The organism is Dyella sp. (genome assembly GCF_036384435.1).
GTDB lineage: Bacteria > Pseudomonadota > Gammaproteobacteria > Xanthomonadales > Rhodanobacteraceae > GSA-30.
In genome coordinates this window covers 1-16,252 of record NZ_DASVMI010000073.1, presented here as the reverse complement: position 1 = coordinate 16,252, position 16,252 = coordinate 1, and the positions used below count along the sequence as shown (strand labels likewise).

Below are 16,252 nucleotides of genomic sequence, written 5' to 3'. Positions count from 1 at the left end.
CACGATAGCGCGCGCCTTCATAATCGAAGGCGCGCGTGAGAGACGAGCGCGAGAGTGCTTAGTTCGAATCGCTCGATTGGGCTTCCTTGAGCGACATATCCTTGACTCCTTGATAGGCCTTGGCGAACTCGTTTTGCTGCAAAAGGCCATTCATGGATTGCGTGCGGATCAATTCGTTGGCAATCAGGCTGTTTTCAATCTGGATGCGCGCCTGCAAGTCGGCGATTTCCTTGAGCGAAGACGTCTTGTCGATCTGCGCCTGCAACTGCTTGAGCGTCTGGATACGGTCCACGCTGCTTTCGTACGAGGCAGCATTAAGAGCGCTTCCATTCGTGCTTCGCTTCACGCCCTGGTCCAGCGAATACTGGGCAGCGTCATCGCCGGTCTTGCCATCGAGCTCTTGTTGCTCGGCATTGAGTTTGTCGCCCATGGCGGTGGCCAGTTCCTGCACGCGACCGCCACTTTTGTAGCCATCGAGTGTTTCCTGCCAGTTGCGCGGCACCGACTTGGCATAGTCCTGAGTCTGCAGGCCGCCTTGTCCGCTGGACCCGGTAATGGCGTCATTGCCTTTTTTTGCTTCGTCGGTCTGTTGCTTGAGCTCCTTGAGCTGCGCGGCCATGTCGTCAAGTTGCTTGCGCAGCACCTGAGTCTGGGCCTGTTGCTCTTCGTACGACTTGGCATCGTGGACGGCCTGCTCTCCGCCAGACCCGGAGCCGCCGATCGGTGCCGTGGTGCTGTCGACGTAGTCTTGAGCCTGGGCGAAGCTGGTCGTTGCGGCGAGTACGCCCAACGTAGCGGCTCTGAGAAGATTTTTCCTTGCCATGGAGTGGTTCCTGCGGGTTGAACAGAGAGACGGTTATTGCCGTTCCCGGCGAATCTGATGAAAGACGGGGAGCCAGTCGTCGGGATGCCTGCCGGCCAACTCAATCGCGCGCTCGGACCATTCCACGCTGCTGGCAGTGCTGGAAAGCACCGCCAGTTCGTCGTCGAAGCCGCGCAGATTGAGCTCGCAAACAGTCGAGTACGATCCCTGCTTGAACAGGAAACCGCGTAAGTTGGCCTCGACCATATCCTTCCTGACGATTTCGTATTCGCGCTCGCTGAGCTTGAAGCCGTCGATATAGTCTTCGCGCGCGGCCTTGGGATTGGGCAGATACAACTGGCTAACGCACTGCTCGATCAACTGGCGGCTGATGCGCGAACGCAGCACATCGGCCGGGCTCTGCGTACCGAACAGAGCAAGTGCATTTCTTTTTCGGTAGGTTTTGACCGCATCGAGCGCCTTGCCCTCGAAATACTCGTCCTGGAGCATCTTCCAGAACTCGTCCATGTTGAGAATAAAGCGGCGTCCATCGATGAGCTGCTCCATGCGATGGAACAGGTACATCACCGTGACAGTACGTGTCTCGTCATTTTCCAGGAAATCGGTGACGTCGAAGCCGAAATGACGACCATGCTCAAAATCGAGCAGGTCGCGAGGGTTGTCCAGCAGCCAACCCAACGAACCACCCGCACACCACTTGCGGAACCGTGCGGCATTACCATTGGGGTCGGTAGGGTCGAAGAATTCCAGGATGGCCGAGAAACGTCGAGACTCGAACGGCATCGCATAGACACCATCCACGGCATCCTGGATTTCCTTTTCCCGTTGCGGCGAAAAACGGTAATCGGCTTCTTCGCCTCGGATGCATCGCTTGACCAACTGAATCAGCATGCTGCGATTGCCCGGCGAGTCGGGCATCGTGCATGGATTGAAACCCGTGGGGACGCCATTCTTGAGGGTGGAGTAATAGCCACCCATGGCGCGTATGAAATTCGCCTGGCCCTGGTCCTTGTCGAACGTAAAGACGGTGGGCTTGTATTTCTCCGCTTGGGCCAGCATGAAGGCCTGGATTACCGTCTTGCCCGCGCCTGTAGGGCCTAGCATCAACGTATGCCCGGCAACGCGGTCGTCCGCGTCCTTTTCGTCAACGCCGCGGCGCGACGATGGCGGCAGGTGGAAATTGAAATAGTAAGGCGTGCCTGATGTGGTCTTTAGCAGCGTGAGTGCATCGCCCCACTGGTTGCCGTGCAAGCGACCATGCGGATAGTTGTGGAATCCAGTGTAGCCGATGATGTTGCTTGAACTAATCGGGGCCGGGCGCGGGCGCAACTGGAAATTGCCCGGTAGCTGAGCAAAAAAAGCGGCCTCGATGCATTCGTCTTCTCGCGCCACCAGGAATCCGGCGTCGGCAAGCACCGAGCGCGTTGTGGCGACCCGTTCGGTCAGCGTCTTGGCGTCGTCGGCAAGCAGCATCAGGCTGAGGTGATGTTCACCGAACACCGATCGCCCGGCAGCAAGGTCGTCCAAGGCCTGGGCAATATCGTTGACCTGTGTTTGCGATGCGTCCTCGGCATTGATAAGAAGGCGTTGTTGGCGTTGCAGCGACGACATGGCCTTGCCGCGACTGAACATGCTGAACGACTGTGTCAGAACGAACGGATAAGGAAGCGTCAGCAGTACATTGAGGTGCCCGGGCTCGGTGCGTTCGATCTGGTAGGCGGCAGCGCCCAGCATCGCGCCGATGCGGGTGTGGTCGGGCATACGCAGCTCAAGCTGGTCGACCCCGAACGACACGCGTGCATTGAGCATGCCGTGGGCGACACGCCCTTTGGGAACCGCGATACGCTGGCGTTCGCCATTGATCAGCATGGCGAGTAGTTCCAGTGTTTCGGAAAATACCACGCCGTTCTTTTCATACAGCTCAAGACGTCTTGCGCCATAGCGGGCGAGCGCGGCCATCACGGTGTCGCAGATTTCGTCCAGCCGTGCACTCGCGTCGTGGATGGATTCCTGCACGCTCTCCATGGTGCGGCGCGTGCCCATGCTCATCAGGGGATTTCGCGCCAGTTTGCCGCGTATCATCACCGTCAGGTAATGCGAGTTGACCATCATTTGCAGGCCGCTCAGGCTCGCGCGATAGCGATCGTTCAAACGCCCGGCAAAATCGTCATCGAAGTGCCCGCCGGGATATTCCGAGCGAGGTTCGCGTACGGTGTGTATCCACAGCGCGATATCTTCGGCAGCGATATTGCGAATCAGGCCGGTAAGGGCATCGTGCCAAGCCTGGATATCATCATCGTCGGCGGCTTCATGAGCTGCACCACCGATCTTTATGATGGTCAACGTATCACCTGCCTGAGTGCGCAGGTTATGCGGTGACACCATCGACGTATATGGCACGTATTCCAGCAGGCTGCGTGCACGATTGACCAGCGACTGTTTGGGCGAGAGCATGGTGGTTTCTTCGATGAAATCAGCGACGTTTGCGTGACGCCAGCGGCCCATATGAGCCACTGTGCCAATAGTCGCGTGTCATGTGCCGTGCCTTGGTGTTCAGTTGCAGGCCGACGTAGCGAAGCGCGCGAGGGTCGCGCGCGCAGACCAGGCGGGCCATTCCGTAAAGCACGCAGCCCATGCCGAGTGCGGCGATCTTCCAGTTCACGTCGGCGTGCAGAAGTCCGGCGAGCAGGAATGCGATGGTCGCGCCAGCAAGCACAAAAATAAGCACTTCCACCGGCAAGCCGAGCATGCTCGCCGGTCGGGTCAGGCCTCCGAACAGGGGATCGCTTCGCAAGGCCATATCAGCCGCCCGCACCGTAGAGCGCATCGACGACTTCCGTGGCCAGGCCGGCCACGATGGCACCAATAAGCACCTGGCCTACGGTGACCCAACTCATGCGGCCGAATGCAGCCAAGACGCCCGAACCGAGCACGGAAACGACGAGAATCAACTGGACACCTTGCTTGATGGCGTCAACGGCTTGCTGACCTTTGGCCTGGATATCCAGCGCAAACGCCATGCACAGTTGAGGAAGCAGGAACATCGCCAGCATGGCCGCCATGGTCAGGATATATTTCACGCGAGGGCGGCTGATAAAATGGCGCGCCTGCTGAATTTGGACGTGTTGAAGCATGGATGACTCCTCCTTGGGTCATGTGAAAAAAGCCGTTCGGCAGACGGCCTGACGGCTGCCTGGTCATGAAAATCAACGATGAAGACGGGTCTGTCTGCCGTTCTGGCAGCTAGTGTTCGTCTTGCTTGTACTTTTTCCAGCGAGCCTGGCCATAGACGTCCCAGGGCTCGGGGGTTTTTTCGACACCCAGACCTTCCACAGCGCTGGTTAACCAACGCTCGACCACGCCGGGTGATTCACCCTGCGCGACACGTCGATTGGCTTTTTCGATCAGGGCAGTAATTCGGGGATCATCGCGCTGCTGCGATGGATTTGCCGCCGATATGTCTTCACTGGCATGGGTATTACTTAAACTCATACATGCCATGAGTGCCACGCATAACGTGACGACATGAATCTTCCGTTTCATTCCTGGCTACTCGTCTATGAGTAAAAGGAATGCTAGCACCGACAAAAAGTATGTCAATGCGTGTCCTGGTCGACATTTTTAGGGATTGATTTTTAAAATAAGTACTAATTTTCCGAATGTCGCGTGTTTTCAGTTCGCATGATTTTTTACGAACAAAAGGATGGCTTCGAGCACATCGTCGTGCCTTAGCGGACGCGATAGCGAGAACAACAGAGGCGAATGTCCGAGCCCAGGATAGATCTGCATCGAGACATCGTCATGGTGTGCAAGCAGCGCATCGTTAAATGCGTAGGTGTTGGAAATGTCCACTTCTTTGTCTGCCGTTCCGTGTAGCAAAAGCATGGGCGGTTCGTCGCCACGCACGAAGTGGATGGGCTCGGCGCGAAGCTGGTCGCGCGTACTGGTGCCGAACACGGCGAGCATGTCTTTTTCCGATGGCGGCAGTGGAGCGAACTGATAGCAGCCTGCCATGCCGATGAAGCCGGCCATGTCCTTCGGGTGCAATCCGTACGGTGCCAGCCAGGATGGATCGGTGGCAAGCAAAGCGGCAATCTGGCCACCCGCCGAATGGCCCATGACGAAGATTTTTCCGGGCGCGGCATCCAGTTCGCTGGCATGTTCGAACGTCCATGCCACCGCGCTGGCGGCATCGTGCATGAAGCCGTCCAGTCGAACACGCGGATATTTGCGGTAGTCGGGGATCACCACGGTCACGCCGTGCGAGGCTAGCGACGTACCCACGAAGCGATACCAGTTGCGTTGCCCGCGCATCCACGTGCCGCCATAGAAAAACACCACGACAGGGGAGTGCGCCGCGTGTGCGGGACGGTACACATCCAGGGCCAGCTGGTGTGCGGGATCGAACATGACCGAACGTTGGGTGATGATGTCGCGACGCTGGTCGGTGGCATTGAGGCCAGCAAAAAGTGTTGCCTCGCAACCGCTGAGCAGAAGCGCCATGGCGAGTATCAACAAGACATGCCGCGCGTTTGGGAATCGTCGCCCGATCCATGCGAGGATGGCTCTCGACGTGATTGAAGCGTCTGGGGCCGCTGCGTTATTCATCACTTCATGCATGGCTGTTGAAGCCTTCGTGTCGCAATGCAATGTGATGTGATGGGCGGTGTGTTTGCGAAGATGGGTTCTAGACTTCCAAGCCGCGACCCAAGTCGCGACTTGCATCGCCACTGAAGTCGTTCCGGCGAGGGGGCGCGCTTTCGGGTGCTTGCACGTTCTCAGTGTTGACGAGGAAATGGCGGGCTCCGGGGCTTGCATCAAGCTACCAATATCGGACGTCGGCGCTGACCATCGATAACACGGCATGAAAACGCGCCTCTGGCTCGTGGATAACCCGGGTGTCACGCCGCGATGGGCGGCGCATCCTGCAAGCCATGAAAATAATCCTGCGTCAGCCGCAATTGCTCGTCGGCCGATTCGGCACGCACGACGACATGCCGGAAAGCCGCGTTTTCGCTGCGATCCTTCGCATACCAGCCCAGATGCTTGCGTGCGATGCGCAAACCCTGCTCTTCGCCATAAAACGCATACAGCTGTTGCAGGTGATCGACCAGGATGGCGCACACGTCATCTGGCGTCGGTTCGGCAAGGCGCTCGCCGGTCGCAAGATAGTGAGCGATCTCGCGGAAGATCCACGGCCTTCCCTGGGCGCCGCGTCCGATCATGATCGCATCGGCATGCGTGGCATCGAGCACTTGGCGTGCCTGCTCTGGAGTCGTCACGTCGCCGTTGGCGAGAATCGGGATGCGCACACTGGCCTTGACCGCGGCAATCGTTTCGTACTCGGCATGACCTTCGTATTTGTCCGCGCGCGTGCGGCCGTGTACCGCCAGTGCGGCAATGCCTGCGTCTTCGGCGATGCGCGCAATGGTCAGTGCATTCTTGTGCTCGCGATCCCAGCCGGTGCGGATCTTCAGCGTGACCGGTACCGGTACCGCGTCCACGACCGCCTTGACGATGCGTGCCACCAGTGGTTCGTTCTGCAAAAGTGCCGAGCCGGACCACACGTTGCACACTTTCTTGGCAGGGCAACCCATGTTGATGTCGATGATCTGGGCGCCATTGTCCACGTTGAAACGCGCGGCATCGGCCAGCATGGCCGGGTCATAGCCGGCGATCTGCACGCTGACCGGCTCCGGCTCGCCCTCGTGATCCATGCGCTTGAGCGACTTGCGGGTATGCCACAGGCGGGGATCGGCATTAGTCATTTCCGACACGGCCAAACCCGCGCCCAGCCGTTTGCACAGCAGGCGGAAAGGCTTGTCGGTGACCCCGGCCATGGGAGCGAGCACTACGGGCGGGTCGATGCGGTAGGGGCCAATCTGCATGATGGGCTTATTGTAGCGGGGCTTAGCGCTCCAAACCGTTTATGATGGCGCCATGACGGCGCAGCACGGGGGCGGCGGTCGTGGGGCAGGGGGCCTGGAAGTGCTTGGTGGTTTCAGGGGCGTGGCTGCTGCTGGTGGCCGCGACGCTGGTGCCTGGCTCTTCGATGAACCTTCTGCGTGGGGCGGCGGTGATCGACCCCCGCGGCACGATCGCCAGGGTTCGCCGTGAACTGGATGGGGACGAGAACCTCGCCGTGCAGCGCAAGCGGGCCCTGCTGTGGGGCATGGGCACCGCCGCGATCAACGCCAATGACGACGCGGCACTGACCGAGGCGCTTCTACGCCTGGACAATCTTTCCAGCGGCACGACGGGTGACGCGGTAGCCGGGGCCACGGCCAGCTATCTGCGCGCGCGCCATGACATCGCCAATGGCCTGGGCGACGATGGGGGAGGTGGACTGAGCGAAGCCTTGCAGGCGGCCGATCGCATGCTCGGCCAGCCCGACCCCGCGATCCGTGCCTGGTCGCGCTTCCAGCTCTGCGATGCCTATGCCCTGGACGAGAAGGCGGACAAGGCGCTGTCGGTGTGTCGCCAGGCCCAGGAAGACTATCGCGCCCTGGGCGACCGATGGGGCGAGGCGGATGCGCTCAATGACGAAGGCATTGCCCTTATGTCGAAGGACCGCCATGCCGAGGCTGCCGAGGCGTTCGAACGTGCGCGCAAGCTGTTCGGCAGTGCCGGGTCGGGTGGCGATGAGTTGGCCATCATGGTTGGCGACAATCTCGCCCAGGCCTACCTGAAGCTGGGGCGTCCCGCCGATGCTCTGCCTCTGTCGCAGTTGTCGTTCAAGCACGAACTATCCGCCGGACGGATAAGCGACTCCCTGTTTTCCAGCGCCGATATCGCCCGGGCCGAGGCCGCGTTGGGGCGTCCACAGCAGGCTTACGAGCGAATCCACGACACGGTGGCACGGGCGCGTCAGGCGGGCATCGGTGGGCAACTGACCGACCTGCTCAAGACCGAAAGCCAGATCGCCGAGCAGGCCGGCCAGCTCAAACAGGCATTGGCCGACGTGCGCGAGGTGCTGGCTTTTACCGCCGCCACCAATACGCCCAAGTTGCGCGCGATGGAGGCGGAGCTGGAACAGCGCTACGCCGCACGCGAGCGCGACTTGCAGATCGGCGAACTTGAGCGCAGCAATCGCCTCAAGGACCTGCAACTGAAGGCCGCGCAGATCCAGGCCAGCGCTGAACACCAGCGGCAGAAATTCATCAACCTGATCGTGCTGGTGGTGGCGGCGGCCCTGATGGCCATCAGCTTGCTGTTGTTGCAGTTGTGGCGCGGCCAGCGTCGCCACATGGCCGAGCTGTTCGCTCAAACCTTGCGTGACCCCCTCACCGGTATCGACAACCGACGCGCGTTCCAGGAGCGCGCCCTGGCCATGCTCGGCGCCGGCCAGGTGCCTGCGGCGCATCCGCATGCGTTGTTGCTGATCGATATCGATCACTTCAAGCACATCAACGACACGGTGGGTCATCCGCAGGGCGATTGTGTGTTGCTGGCCGTATCGGGCTGCCTGGCGGCTCGTATCAGCCAGCCTTGCCATCTGGCACGCATTGGCGGCGAGGAGTTCGCGGTGTTGTGCCCGGCCTATGGCGAAGAAGCCGCACTGCGTCTGGCCGAGGTCCTGCGTGGCGCCGTGGCGGCGCTGGCGATGGATGGGGAACTGGCGGGTTTGCGTGTGACCATCAGTATCGGCGTGGCGGTGTTCGACGGTAAACGCTGCCATGATCTTTCCACCTGGATGCGTGCCGCCGACGGCGCGCTCTACATGGCCAAATCCGGCGGCCGCGATCGCGTCATGGCGGCCGCGGCCTGAGCCAACGGGTGTGTCAGTACATGCCCGGCAGCAGTCGCCATGTGCGTGCGCGATAGGCCGTCCAACGCTCGCCGAACGCTTCGGCCAGTACACGTTCCTCGATCCGGATGCGGTGCAGGAACACCGGTACCGTCAGCACGACGATCGCCGCCAGCGATACGGTATTACCGATGGCAAGACCGATGCCCAGCAGAGCCATCAGCGCGCCGGTATAAGAAGGATGACGCAGGAAGCGATACGGGCCGCCATCGACCAGTGGCTGGTCTGCCGCAATCGCCACGTTCACGGTGAACCAGCGGCCGAGATAAAAAATGGCGTACCAGCGCAGCATCAATCCGGTAATGACCAGTATGTCGCCGAGCAGCATCAGAGGGTGCGTCCAGGGCAGTTGCCAGGCTTGCAGCGTGACGGCCGCCGCGTAGGCGATGAACATCGCCACGGGGATCACGATCCAGAACCAGGCCAGCGAACCGCCATCCTTGCTGGTGGCGCCACCCCTGGCGCGGCGGCTCAGTGAAAGCAAAGCTTCGGAAACCCCGAACACGATACCCAGTGTCGTCGGCGAAATCGGCGTCATGACTCATCCCCAGTGCGTTGCGTGAAGTCACTATGCGCCGGTTGCCGCATGGAGGCGAGTCGCGAGGGTCAGGTGTCGCGTGTGACGGCTGTCAGGCGCGCGCAGGGACAGGGAGACAGCAGGTGGATAGCGGGGCCGCAGGGTTGGAGCGTGCCCGGATGTTCGATCCGTCCGGGCATGGTCGCTCCCCGGTCGATTGCGTCAGTCGTACCTGCTTGCGCCATCGCCACCCATCGCCCATTCCCCGAAAGATCAGCGCGTAAACTGCAAGATCGTAAAGCCCTTGTCGTCCGCGTCCACAAGCATCAGCAGTTCGTTCGGACCCGTGCGCCACATCTGGCCAACGGCATTCTGCGCGCCCTTGCCATCGCCCGGCTGGTTCGAAGGCAGGTTGTTCGGGCCATAGTCGAGCAGGGTGGCGTTGTTCATGACCAGCGTGCCCAGGAAGATCAGGCGACGCTCGTCGTTGCCCTGCTGGGTGTACAACTGGCCACCATGGCGCTGCGAGCCGGTAGTCTTGGCAAAGTGGAAGCCGCAGCTGTTGGCATCGATGCGTGCGGTGAAATAGGGGTACGCATAGGCAAAGTCATAGCTGCCGTGGCTGGCCTGGATCGAACGCACCCGCCAGCGCCCGGCGATATTTCCAACCGGCAGCGGCGACTGCATCTTGTGGATCAGCGAGCGGGCCAGTTCGGCGCCTTGCTGTTGTTCCTGGTCGTCGTAATGATCGGCCAGCACACCCAGCAGGCTATCGGGGGCTATCTGCGTGGACGCCTTGTCCTGCGGCTGCACCTTGTCCTGCCAGTCGCAGGTCTGCGCGTGCGCGGCGCCAGCCACCAGGGCCAGCGTGAAGATCGAAGCCAGACGTATTTTCATCGAAATCCCTTCGTTGCTTTCGGAGAAAAAAGTGGCGCTCAGCCGAGGTTCTCAAGCACGCCGGCAATCGTGGCGGTCATGAACGTGGCCAGTGAACCGCCCAGCACGGCGCGCAGGCCCAGCTTGGCCAGGTCGCCGCGACGTCCCGGGGCCAGGCCGCCGATGCCGCCGATCTGGATGGCGATGGAGGAGAAATTGGCAAAGCCACATAGCGCATACGTGGCGATCAGGCGACTTTGCGGCAGCAATTGCTGGCTATGCGTGGACAGATCCACATAGGCGACGAATTCGTTGATCACCACCTTTTCGCCGATGAAGCTGCCGACGAGGGTTGCGTCCTGCCACGGCACGCCGATCAACCAGGCGATTGGCGAAAGAATCCAGCCGAAGATGGTTTGCAGGCTCAGGTGCACATCGTGCCCGGCCTGGCCCGATAGCCAGCCGTTGAGCGAACCGGTGCCACCCCAGGTAGTGGTGCCCAGCCACTGGATCGGGCCATTGAGCAGGGCGATCAGCGCAATGAAGGCCAGCAGCATGGCGCCCACGTTCATCGCCAGCTTCAGGCCATCGGCCGCGCCGTTGGCGGCTGCGTCGATGATGTTGGTGGTGGTCTTTTCCACCTCCATCTTCACGGTGCCACGGGTCAGCGGTACGCCGGTTTCCGGCACCAGGATCTTGGCCAGCATCATGGTGGCCGGCGCGGCCATGACCGAGGCGGTCAGCAAGTGCTTGGCGTAGAACTGCATCTGCTCGGGATCGTTATGGCCGAGCAGGCCGACGTAGGCGGCCATCACGGAGCCGGCGATATGCGCCATGCCGCCGATCATCACCGTCATCAACTCCGACTCGGTCATGCGCTCGATATAGGGCTTGATCGTCAACGGTGCTTCGGTCTGGCCGATGAACACGCTTGCGCAAACGCTGGTGGTCTCGGCGCCCGATACACGCATCACCTTGGTGATCACCCAGGCCATGCCCTGCACGATCTTCTGCATTACGCCCAGGTGATACAGCACGCCCGTGAGCGAGGCGAAGAACACGATGGTCGGCAGTACGTTCACGGCAAAGATAAAGCCGAATTTCTGCGTATCCATCAGGCTGCCGAAGATGAAGCTCGAACCTTCGTTCACATAGCTCATCAGCTTCACGAAGCCGCCGGCGATGCCGTTGAAGATGTCACGACCCAGTGGCAGCTTCAGTACCACGGCGGCGAACACGATCTGCAGCAGCACGCCGGTGCCAACCAGCTTCCAGTCGACCGAGCGCTTGTTGTTGGAAAACAGGAAGGCGATGCCCAACAGCACCGCAAGGCCGAACAGGCCGAAAAGGATATGGCCTAGCAATTGCATCTCTCGATAACCCCGCAGATACGGCCGCAGGGTCCCCCCAGGCCTTCGGAAAATACATACAAACGGCCGAAGGTTAGATGAGGCAGCTCCCGGCGGCAAGTTGCAGCGCGGCCTGGTTCCCCCGATCCTTGGGCAGCTCGCTACCCGGAGGCCTTCCATGAGCCTGTTCCTCACCATCGCCCTGGTCCAGATCATCGCGCTGATAAGCCCGGGGCCGGACTTCTTCTTCGTGTCCCAGACTGCTGTCAGCCGTTCCCGACGCCAGGCTTTTTTCGGTGTGGTGGGCATCACCCTGGGCGTGGCCGTATGGGCGGCGCTGGCGCTGCTGGGCCTGCAACTGCTGTTGCAGCGCCTGGTGTGGCTGGAGCGGTTGATCACCATCGCCGGCGGCCTGTATCTGGCGTGGATGGGTATCAAGATGCTGCGTGGTGCCTGGAAGGCACCTGCCGGCCCGGTCGACACGCCACCGCCGGCGCTGCAGCGCGGCGACCTGGCGACGCTGCGCGCGGGCCTGTTCACCAACCTGGCCAATCCCAAGGCGGTGGTCTACTTCGCCAGTGTGTTCTCGGCGTTCCTGGGGCGTGATGTCAGTGCGGCCGCGCGTTGGGGCATCTGGGCACTCGTATCGGCCGAAACGCTGTTGTGGTTCACCCTGGTAGCGGCGCTATTCGCCTTGCCGGCCATGCGCCGCGCCTACCTGCGTGCGGCGCGCTGGATCGACGGCGTGGCGGGCGCCATCTTCGTGGCCTTCGGCCTGCACTTGATTCTGTCGCGCAAGGCCTGAGGCGAATCGAGCCGTGGCAAGCCATCTGCCGCGAAGCGGATCTGCCCGCCATGACACCGGCCTTTCATGACGCGAACGCCTGGCTGAGGCCGGCATTGCGGTCAAGCGCCATGCATGGCCAGAGCTCGGCACATGCGCATGAAACTGCGGATTTGCTATAACGACGACATACCTATTTCAAACAAATCCGGGGAAAATCAGGGATGAAACTGATCAAGGCGCTGTTGCTGCTGGCGTTGCTGTATGCGCCGCTGGCGTGGTCGCAATGCGCGGCGGGCATTCCCAACAATCCGGGCTGTATTCCGCCGGATGTCTACTACCACACTAACGAATACGGCCAGCAAGTGCCGGTGCAGCAAGGCCCTCTGTACGGTTCATTCGCCGTCAGCGATGACTTTCAGGTGGGCTGGAGCGTCAATTACGACCAGATCCAGCAAGCCAATAACGCCGCCTATGATTCCTGCATCCAGCGTGGCGGCAAGGGTTGCCATGTGCTTGAACCGTTCTACGACAGCTGCGCTACGTATGCGGTCAACCAGCATGGCCAGACCTTTCTGGGTATCAGCAGCTCTCGCAGTGCCGATCGTGACGCTGAAGAGATGGCGATTGCCCAATGCAACGCCCAGTCGTCGGATGGTAAGTGCCAGTTGCTGACCTTGGCCGTCTGCTCGGGCATGCCCCGGGGTGAAAGCTCCAACCGACGTGCCATCAAGGCGTCGTGGAAAGATATCCAAGAGCGGTCGGCCAAGGTGGACAAGCGCCGTTACTGGGGCGCGGTGGCTTCCGATGGCAACCAGATCAATACCACCTACAACATCAGTAGCAAGGAAGACGCCGAGCAACTGGCGCTACAGAAATGTGACGGCTGCAAGATCATCAAGACTTACGAAGACACCTGCGTTGGCAGTGCGTGGCCGCGTGACAAGCGCCCCATGGTGGAACTGGCCACCGACGACGATCCGGTCGATGCCAAGCGTAAGGCGCTTTCCGCGTGTGGCGGCAAATACGGCCAGTGCGATGCCGCCGTACGTTGTTCAGGACGCAAGTATCCCAAGCCGAACCCGGATGCCGGGTGAGAAGAGCCAAGCGGCAAGGCAGCGGCGTGAGAAAGAGCAGAAGCACCATGCTCCGTGCTTTGTCCCGCGCCTCGTTGATCGCCGCGTCACACAAATATGACATCCACTTGGCGAGACCTTCCTTGCCTGGCGAATTTTTCAGCACGACCTAAACGACAAAGATAAAGCGACTAATCGCATAGTGCCTCGAACAAACGCGTTTGGGGCGGTAAATGGGCTCCGTAGTCATGGCAGGTCATGATCTAATTAGTGCCTGGTAGCCGTTCTGCTTGTTGTCGGAGATATCCGTGATGTCGAGACGGTCGCAGATACTGTCGAGGCGTTTGGCTACGAGCGCGCGATAGGCATCGACCTTGAACCCGTTCGGGCCGTCGAGTGTTTGCGTAGTCACCTCGACAGCCCAGGATTCCAGGCTCCCGTCCTCGGCGATCATTTGCGTGGTATGGGCTTGTGCATCGGTGTTGCTTGCTTGTTTGACAACGTGAAAGCCGAGGGGCAAGACCTGCTGCAGGCGCTCGCTCCCGGCGGCTGCTGCCTGGCTGACCATCGTGAATATCGTCAGGACAGCAAGCGCGTGGTAACGCACTTGCTGTGGAAACGGGCCTCGAATGCGTGGCGCTATTTGTCTGAAGCCTTGCCAGCGATGAACTGGAAAAGGTTGCCGAAGGTCCCATGTATTTTCTCTTTGAGATATTCGGCCTTTCCTGCAAAGTGGCCAGAAATAAGCTTGAAAAGCTTCAATTTTAGAGCGCCGACATCCTTGGCACCGTCAATGAATTTTTTTGGCGCGAGCCACAAGACAGAAAGTGGGATGCGAATTGTCTTTACATCATGGCGATGAAGATCGACAGCATGCTTGTTCCTGTAGTAACGATTGGCATTCTGAGCGGATGCACCTGTTGCCTCGCTGTCTTTTCCCCTTGCGAAATTATCGATGCTGTGCGCGTCCAGATCGATACCGCCGAAGGGATTGCGCAAGCTTATAAATCTGGAATCATTGTGATAGTTCGATCCATTGAGTTTGGCGATGTCTCCTTCCGTAGCATATATGCGCACTTGACCATAATGGGGGCTCGCCGCGGATACTACGTCGGTGGCACGCACGTTGTTGATGATTTCACCCTGTCCCTCAGGCATGCCCGGTAGCATCTCAGCGGCACCGTAGGCATTGAATGTCTCACCCGGTAATCCGAAGTCGTGGCTGGTCATTTGCGCCAACGCGCCTCCCAATGAATGCCCGGTCACGGAAATACTCACGGGCTGCCCTGATAGCGTTTTCATCCCGTGTGACATCTGAATGATTTTTTTGGTGAAATTTTTTGCATCCAGGGCTTGAAGGTTAAACCCGGCGATAACCATCTTGGTATCGGTCATCAGGTCTTGAATAGGGTTGTGGCTGACGTCCGTTCCTCGATGAGCGATAATGATCTTGCTGCGATCCTCGCTTTGATAAGCTGTGCCCTGGTAACCGGTCAAAGGATTATTATAAATGCCTGTGATGTTATATATGGAGCCTTCGACGTTAATGCTGTCATTTTTGATCGGTGCTTGATAAGCATTTTGCGCCAGGGCGGCATAATGGGAGGTGCTTGTCACGGGCATGGCGATACGTTCTTGTGTGTTGACATGACCGAATGATTCCATGCGTCTTCCGACTGCATGTGTTATGCAGTAATTCTGCGCTGTGCGAATGTTGCCACACTTGAAGTCAGATGCTTTGCGAGCCATGACGGTCTATTCGCGAGGCGATGAACGCTTGGAATACAGGGCGCTGCGGATGGTGGATTGAGTGTGTGTGTAACTTTTTATGGGAAATGACAAACGATGTGCTTCGATGTCGAGTTGCCGATGTGCGTGTCGCCGCATGAGCGAGTGGATTGCAACAGGGCATAAAGGGGTGGCACGTATCGAATGCATTTTTGATGCAGGGCCGGCAGCCGTGATGCGCGCCGGCAGTGCGCATCGCTGGGATGTACCTTGATAAGGCACCTCTCCATAGGCGATGTATCGGGGGCGCGGCAAGGTGCGAGCTTTCAAAGTGACGCGTTCGACTTTTACCTGTCGGCGGGTCCGGAGGCCGCGCGTTGATGCGAGTCGGCATGGTTGAAAGATCGCGATGCCTTGGCCCCACTCCTTAGGCTCAAGCCGGGGAGTGGGGCGAGGTGGGGGACGAGGCGTAGCGAGTGACCGAGCCTTAAATTGTCAGCGTCGGCACGTTCGTCTTGGGCATCAGGCGTTGAGTGAAGTGCTTGTCCTTGTAATAGCGGATCTTGTCGCACTTGACCGGATGCGGTATGCCTTCGTAAAGGAATACTTCCTTGTCCGGGCCCATCGCCTTGAGCTCCTGCGGCAACATCAGTGCGCGGCGCTCTTCCGATTCGCTACGCGATACGCTGCTCTCGCGACCGCTGCCGCGTGTGACGTTTTCCTTGCGCACGGTGGTGTAGCCGAGCATGTCCGAATAATCGTTGGCGTCTTGCTGTTCGCGCGGCGCGTAGACGATCTGTAGCGCATGATTGGTGATCAGCGTGCGCGAAACATCCTTGCCGTAGACGGCGTCGAGCTGGGACATGCTCTGGATGATCGGCAGCAGGCGAATGTTGTAACCGGCCATGTAGCTGACCGCCGAGGCAATGATCTCGACCTTGCCGATGGAGGTGAACTCGTCCATCAGCAGCAGGCACTGGTGCTTGAGCTCGGGATTGGCCTGCGGCAGCTCTCGCGTGTTCTGGTTGATCAGCTGGCTGAAGAAGAGATTGAGAATCAGCCGGCTCTCGGCCAGCTTGTTGGGCTGGATGGCGACGTAGATGCTCATCTTCTTCTTGCGCACGTCGCGCAGGTCGAAGTCGTTGCCGCTGGTGGCGGCGTCCACCACCGGGTTCAGCCAGGGGTTCAGCGGCTCCTTGAAGGTGCCCATGATGCTGGCGAAGGTCTCGTTGGCCTGCCCCAGTAGTGTGGCGAAGGCGGTGCGCGCACTGGGGCTCAGGTGCGGCCAGGCC

16 protein-coding genes are annotated in these 16,252 nt (G+C 59.9%); 3 read left to right on the top strand and 13 right to left on the bottom strand.

Going from position 1 to position 16,252, the window contains the following annotated elements; all coding sequences use genetic code 11:
- Positions 1-58: 58 nt before the first annotated feature.
- The 7 genes from VF436_RS06655 to dusB form a co-directional block, all read right to left on the bottom strand.
- Complete coding sequence (locus tag VF436_RS06655) at positions 59-823, bottom strand: type IV secretion system protein (protein ID WP_330903223.1); 765 nt, start codon at positions 821-823, stop codon at positions 59-61.
- A 33-nt stretch (positions 824-856) separates the two neighbouring features.
- Entirely contained in the window at positions 857-3,277 is a 2,421-nt protein-coding gene (locus tag VF436_RS06650; RefSeq protein WP_330903222.1) for a VirB4 family type IV secretion/conjugal transfer ATPase, read from the bottom strand.
- 19 nt (positions 3,278-3,296) lie between these two features.
- A complete protein-coding gene (locus tag VF436_RS06645; protein WP_330903221.1) occupies positions 3,297-3,623 on the bottom strand; it encodes a type IV secretion system protein VirB3 in 327 nt (108 codons plus the stop codon).
- Position 3,624: 1 nt separating this feature from the next.
- Positions 3,625-3,957: a TrbC/VirB2 family protein gene (locus tag VF436_RS06640; RefSeq protein WP_330903220.1), complete on the bottom strand. Its 333-nt coding sequence runs from the start codon at positions 3,955-3,957 to the stop codon at positions 3,625-3,627.
- Positions 3,958-4,066: 109 nt separating this feature from the next.
- Positions 4,067-4,366 (bottom strand): hypothetical protein, encoded by a 300-nt coding sequence (locus VF436_RS06635; RefSeq protein ID WP_330903219.1) that lies wholly within the window; start codon positions 4,364-4,366, stop codon positions 4,067-4,069.
- A 129-nt stretch (positions 4,367-4,495) separates the two neighbouring features.
- Entirely contained in the window at positions 4,496-5,326 is an 831-nt protein-coding gene (locus VF436_RS06630; protein WP_330903218.1) for an alpha/beta hydrolase, read from the bottom strand.
- Positions 5,327-5,724: 398 nt separating this feature from the next.
- Positions 5,725-6,711, bottom strand: coding sequence for a tRNA dihydrouridine synthase DusB (gene dusB / locus VF436_RS06625; RefSeq protein ID WP_330903217.1), 987 nt, complete (start codon positions 6,709-6,711; stop codon positions 5,725-5,727).
- 107 nt (positions 6,712-6,818) lie between these two features.
- Here dusB and VF436_RS06620 point away from each other — a divergent pair, with 107 nt between their 5' ends.
- Complete coding sequence (locus VF436_RS06620) at positions 6,819-8,591, top strand: GGDEF domain-containing protein (protein ID WP_330903216.1); 1,773 nt, start codon at positions 6,819-6,821, stop codon at positions 8,589-8,591.
- Positions 8,592-8,604: 13 nt separating this feature from the next.
- Here the strand turns inward: VF436_RS06620 and VF436_RS06615 are convergent, their stop codons facing one another.
- The 3 genes from VF436_RS06615 to VF436_RS06605 form a co-directional block, all read right to left on the bottom strand.
- Complete coding sequence (locus VF436_RS06615; protein WP_330903215.1) at positions 8,605-9,168, bottom strand: isoprenylcysteine carboxylmethyltransferase family protein; 564 nt, start codon at positions 9,166-9,168, stop codon at positions 8,605-8,607.
- A gap of 252 nt (positions 9,169-9,420) precedes the next feature.
- Positions 9,421-10,044 (bottom strand): DUF4893 domain-containing protein, encoded by a 624-nt coding sequence (locus tag VF436_RS06610; RefSeq protein ID WP_330903214.1) that lies wholly within the window; start codon positions 10,042-10,044, stop codon positions 9,421-9,423.
- 38 nt (positions 10,045-10,082) lie between these two features.
- Positions 10,083-11,393 carry a NupC/NupG family nucleoside CNT transporter gene (locus VF436_RS06605; RefSeq protein ID WP_330903213.1) on the bottom strand — a complete coding sequence of 437 codons (1,311 nt, stop codon included), beginning with the start codon at positions 11,391-11,393 and terminating at the stop codon, positions 10,083-10,085.
- A gap of 157 nt (positions 11,394-11,550) precedes the next feature.
- On the opposite strand from VF436_RS06605, the gene rhtC reads away from it, so the two are divergent.
- Together rhtC and VF436_RS06595 are read left to right on the top strand one after the other, a co-directional pair.
- Entirely contained in the window at positions 11,551-12,177 is a 627-nt protein-coding gene (gene rhtC, locus VF436_RS06600; RefSeq protein WP_330903212.1) for a threonine export protein RhtC, read from the top strand.
- A 203-nt stretch (positions 12,178-12,380) separates the two neighbouring features.
- On the top strand, positions 12,381-13,253 hold the full coding sequence (locus VF436_RS06595) for a DUF4189 domain-containing protein (RefSeq protein ID WP_330903211.1): 873 nt from the start codon (positions 12,381-12,383) through the stop codon (positions 13,251-13,253).
- Between the two features lie 235 nt (positions 13,254-13,488).
- Here VF436_RS06595 and VF436_RS06590 read toward each other — a convergent pair whose 3' ends face one another.
- The 3 genes from VF436_RS06590 to VF436_RS06580 all read right to left on the bottom strand — a co-directional run.
- Positions 13,489-13,800, bottom strand: a complete 312-nt coding sequence (locus tag VF436_RS06590) for a hypothetical protein (protein WP_330903210.1) — start codon at positions 13,798-13,800, stop codon at positions 13,489-13,491.
- A gap of 71 nt (positions 13,801-13,871) precedes the next feature.
- Complete coding sequence (locus tag VF436_RS06585; protein WP_330903209.1) at positions 13,872-14,897, bottom strand: lipase family protein; 1,026 nt, start codon at positions 14,895-14,897, stop codon at positions 13,872-13,874.
- Positions 14,898-15,447: 550 nt separating this feature from the next.
- A partial coding sequence (locus VF436_RS06580; RefSeq protein ID WP_330903208.1) for a type IV secretory system conjugative DNA transfer family protein occupies positions 15,448-16,252 on the bottom strand: 805 nt, incomplete at its 5' end.

Bases quoted from the DNA above. Each gene is read 5' to 3' on its own strand.
- VF436_RS06635 (WP_330903219.1), bottom strand. From the start codon at position 4,366: ATGAAACGGAAGATTCATGTCGTCACGTTATGCGTGGCACTCATGGCA.
- VF436_RS06645 (WP_330903221.1), bottom strand. From the start codon at position 3,623: ATGGCCTTGCGAAGCGATCCCCTGTTCGGAGGCCTGACCCGACCGGCG.
- VF436_RS06630 (WP_330903218.1), bottom strand. From the start codon at position 5,326: ATGGCGCTTCTGCTCAGCGGTTGCGAGGCAACACTTTTTGCTGGCCTC.
- VF436_RS06605 (WP_330903213.1), bottom strand. From the start codon at position 11,393: ATGCAATTGCTAGGCCATATCCTTTTCGGCCTGTTCGGCCTTGCGGTG.
- VF436_RS06640 (WP_330903220.1), bottom strand. From the start codon at position 3,957: ATGCTTCAACACGTCCAAATTCAGCAGGCGCGCCATTTTATCAGCCGC.
- VF436_RS06655 (WP_330903223.1), bottom strand. From the start codon at position 823: ATGGCAAGGAAAAATCTTCTCAGAGCCGCTACGTTGGGCGTACTCGCC.
- VF436_RS06610 (WP_330903214.1), bottom strand. From the start codon at position 10,044: ATGAAAATACGTCTGGCTTCGATCTTCACGCTGGCCCTGGTGGCTGGC.
- VF436_RS06615 (WP_330903215.1), bottom strand. From the start codon at position 9,168: ATGACGCCGATTTCGCCGACGACACTGGGTATCGTGTTCGGGGTTTCC.
- VF436_RS06590 (WP_330903210.1), bottom strand. From the start codon at position 13,800: ATGGTCAGCCAGGCAGCAGCCGCCGGGAGCGAGCGCCTGCAGCAGGTC.
- rhtC (WP_330903212.1), top strand. From the start codon at position 11,551: ATGAGCCTGTTCCTCACCATCGCCCTGGTCCAGATCATCGCGCTGATA.
- dusB (WP_330903217.1), bottom strand. From the start codon at position 6,711: ATGCAGATTGGCCCCTACCGCATCGACCCGCCCGTAGTGCTCGCTCCC.
- VF436_RS06585 (WP_330903209.1), bottom strand. From the start codon at position 14,897: ATGGAATCATTCGGTCATGTCAACACACAAGAACGTATCGCCATGCCC.
- VF436_RS06650 (WP_330903222.1), bottom strand. From the start codon at position 3,277: ATGCTCTCGCCCAAACAGTCGCTGGTCAATCGTGCACGCAGCCTGCTG.
- VF436_RS06595 (WP_330903211.1), top strand. From the start codon at position 12,381: ATGAAACTGATCAAGGCGCTGTTGCTGCTGGCGTTGCTGTATGCGCCG.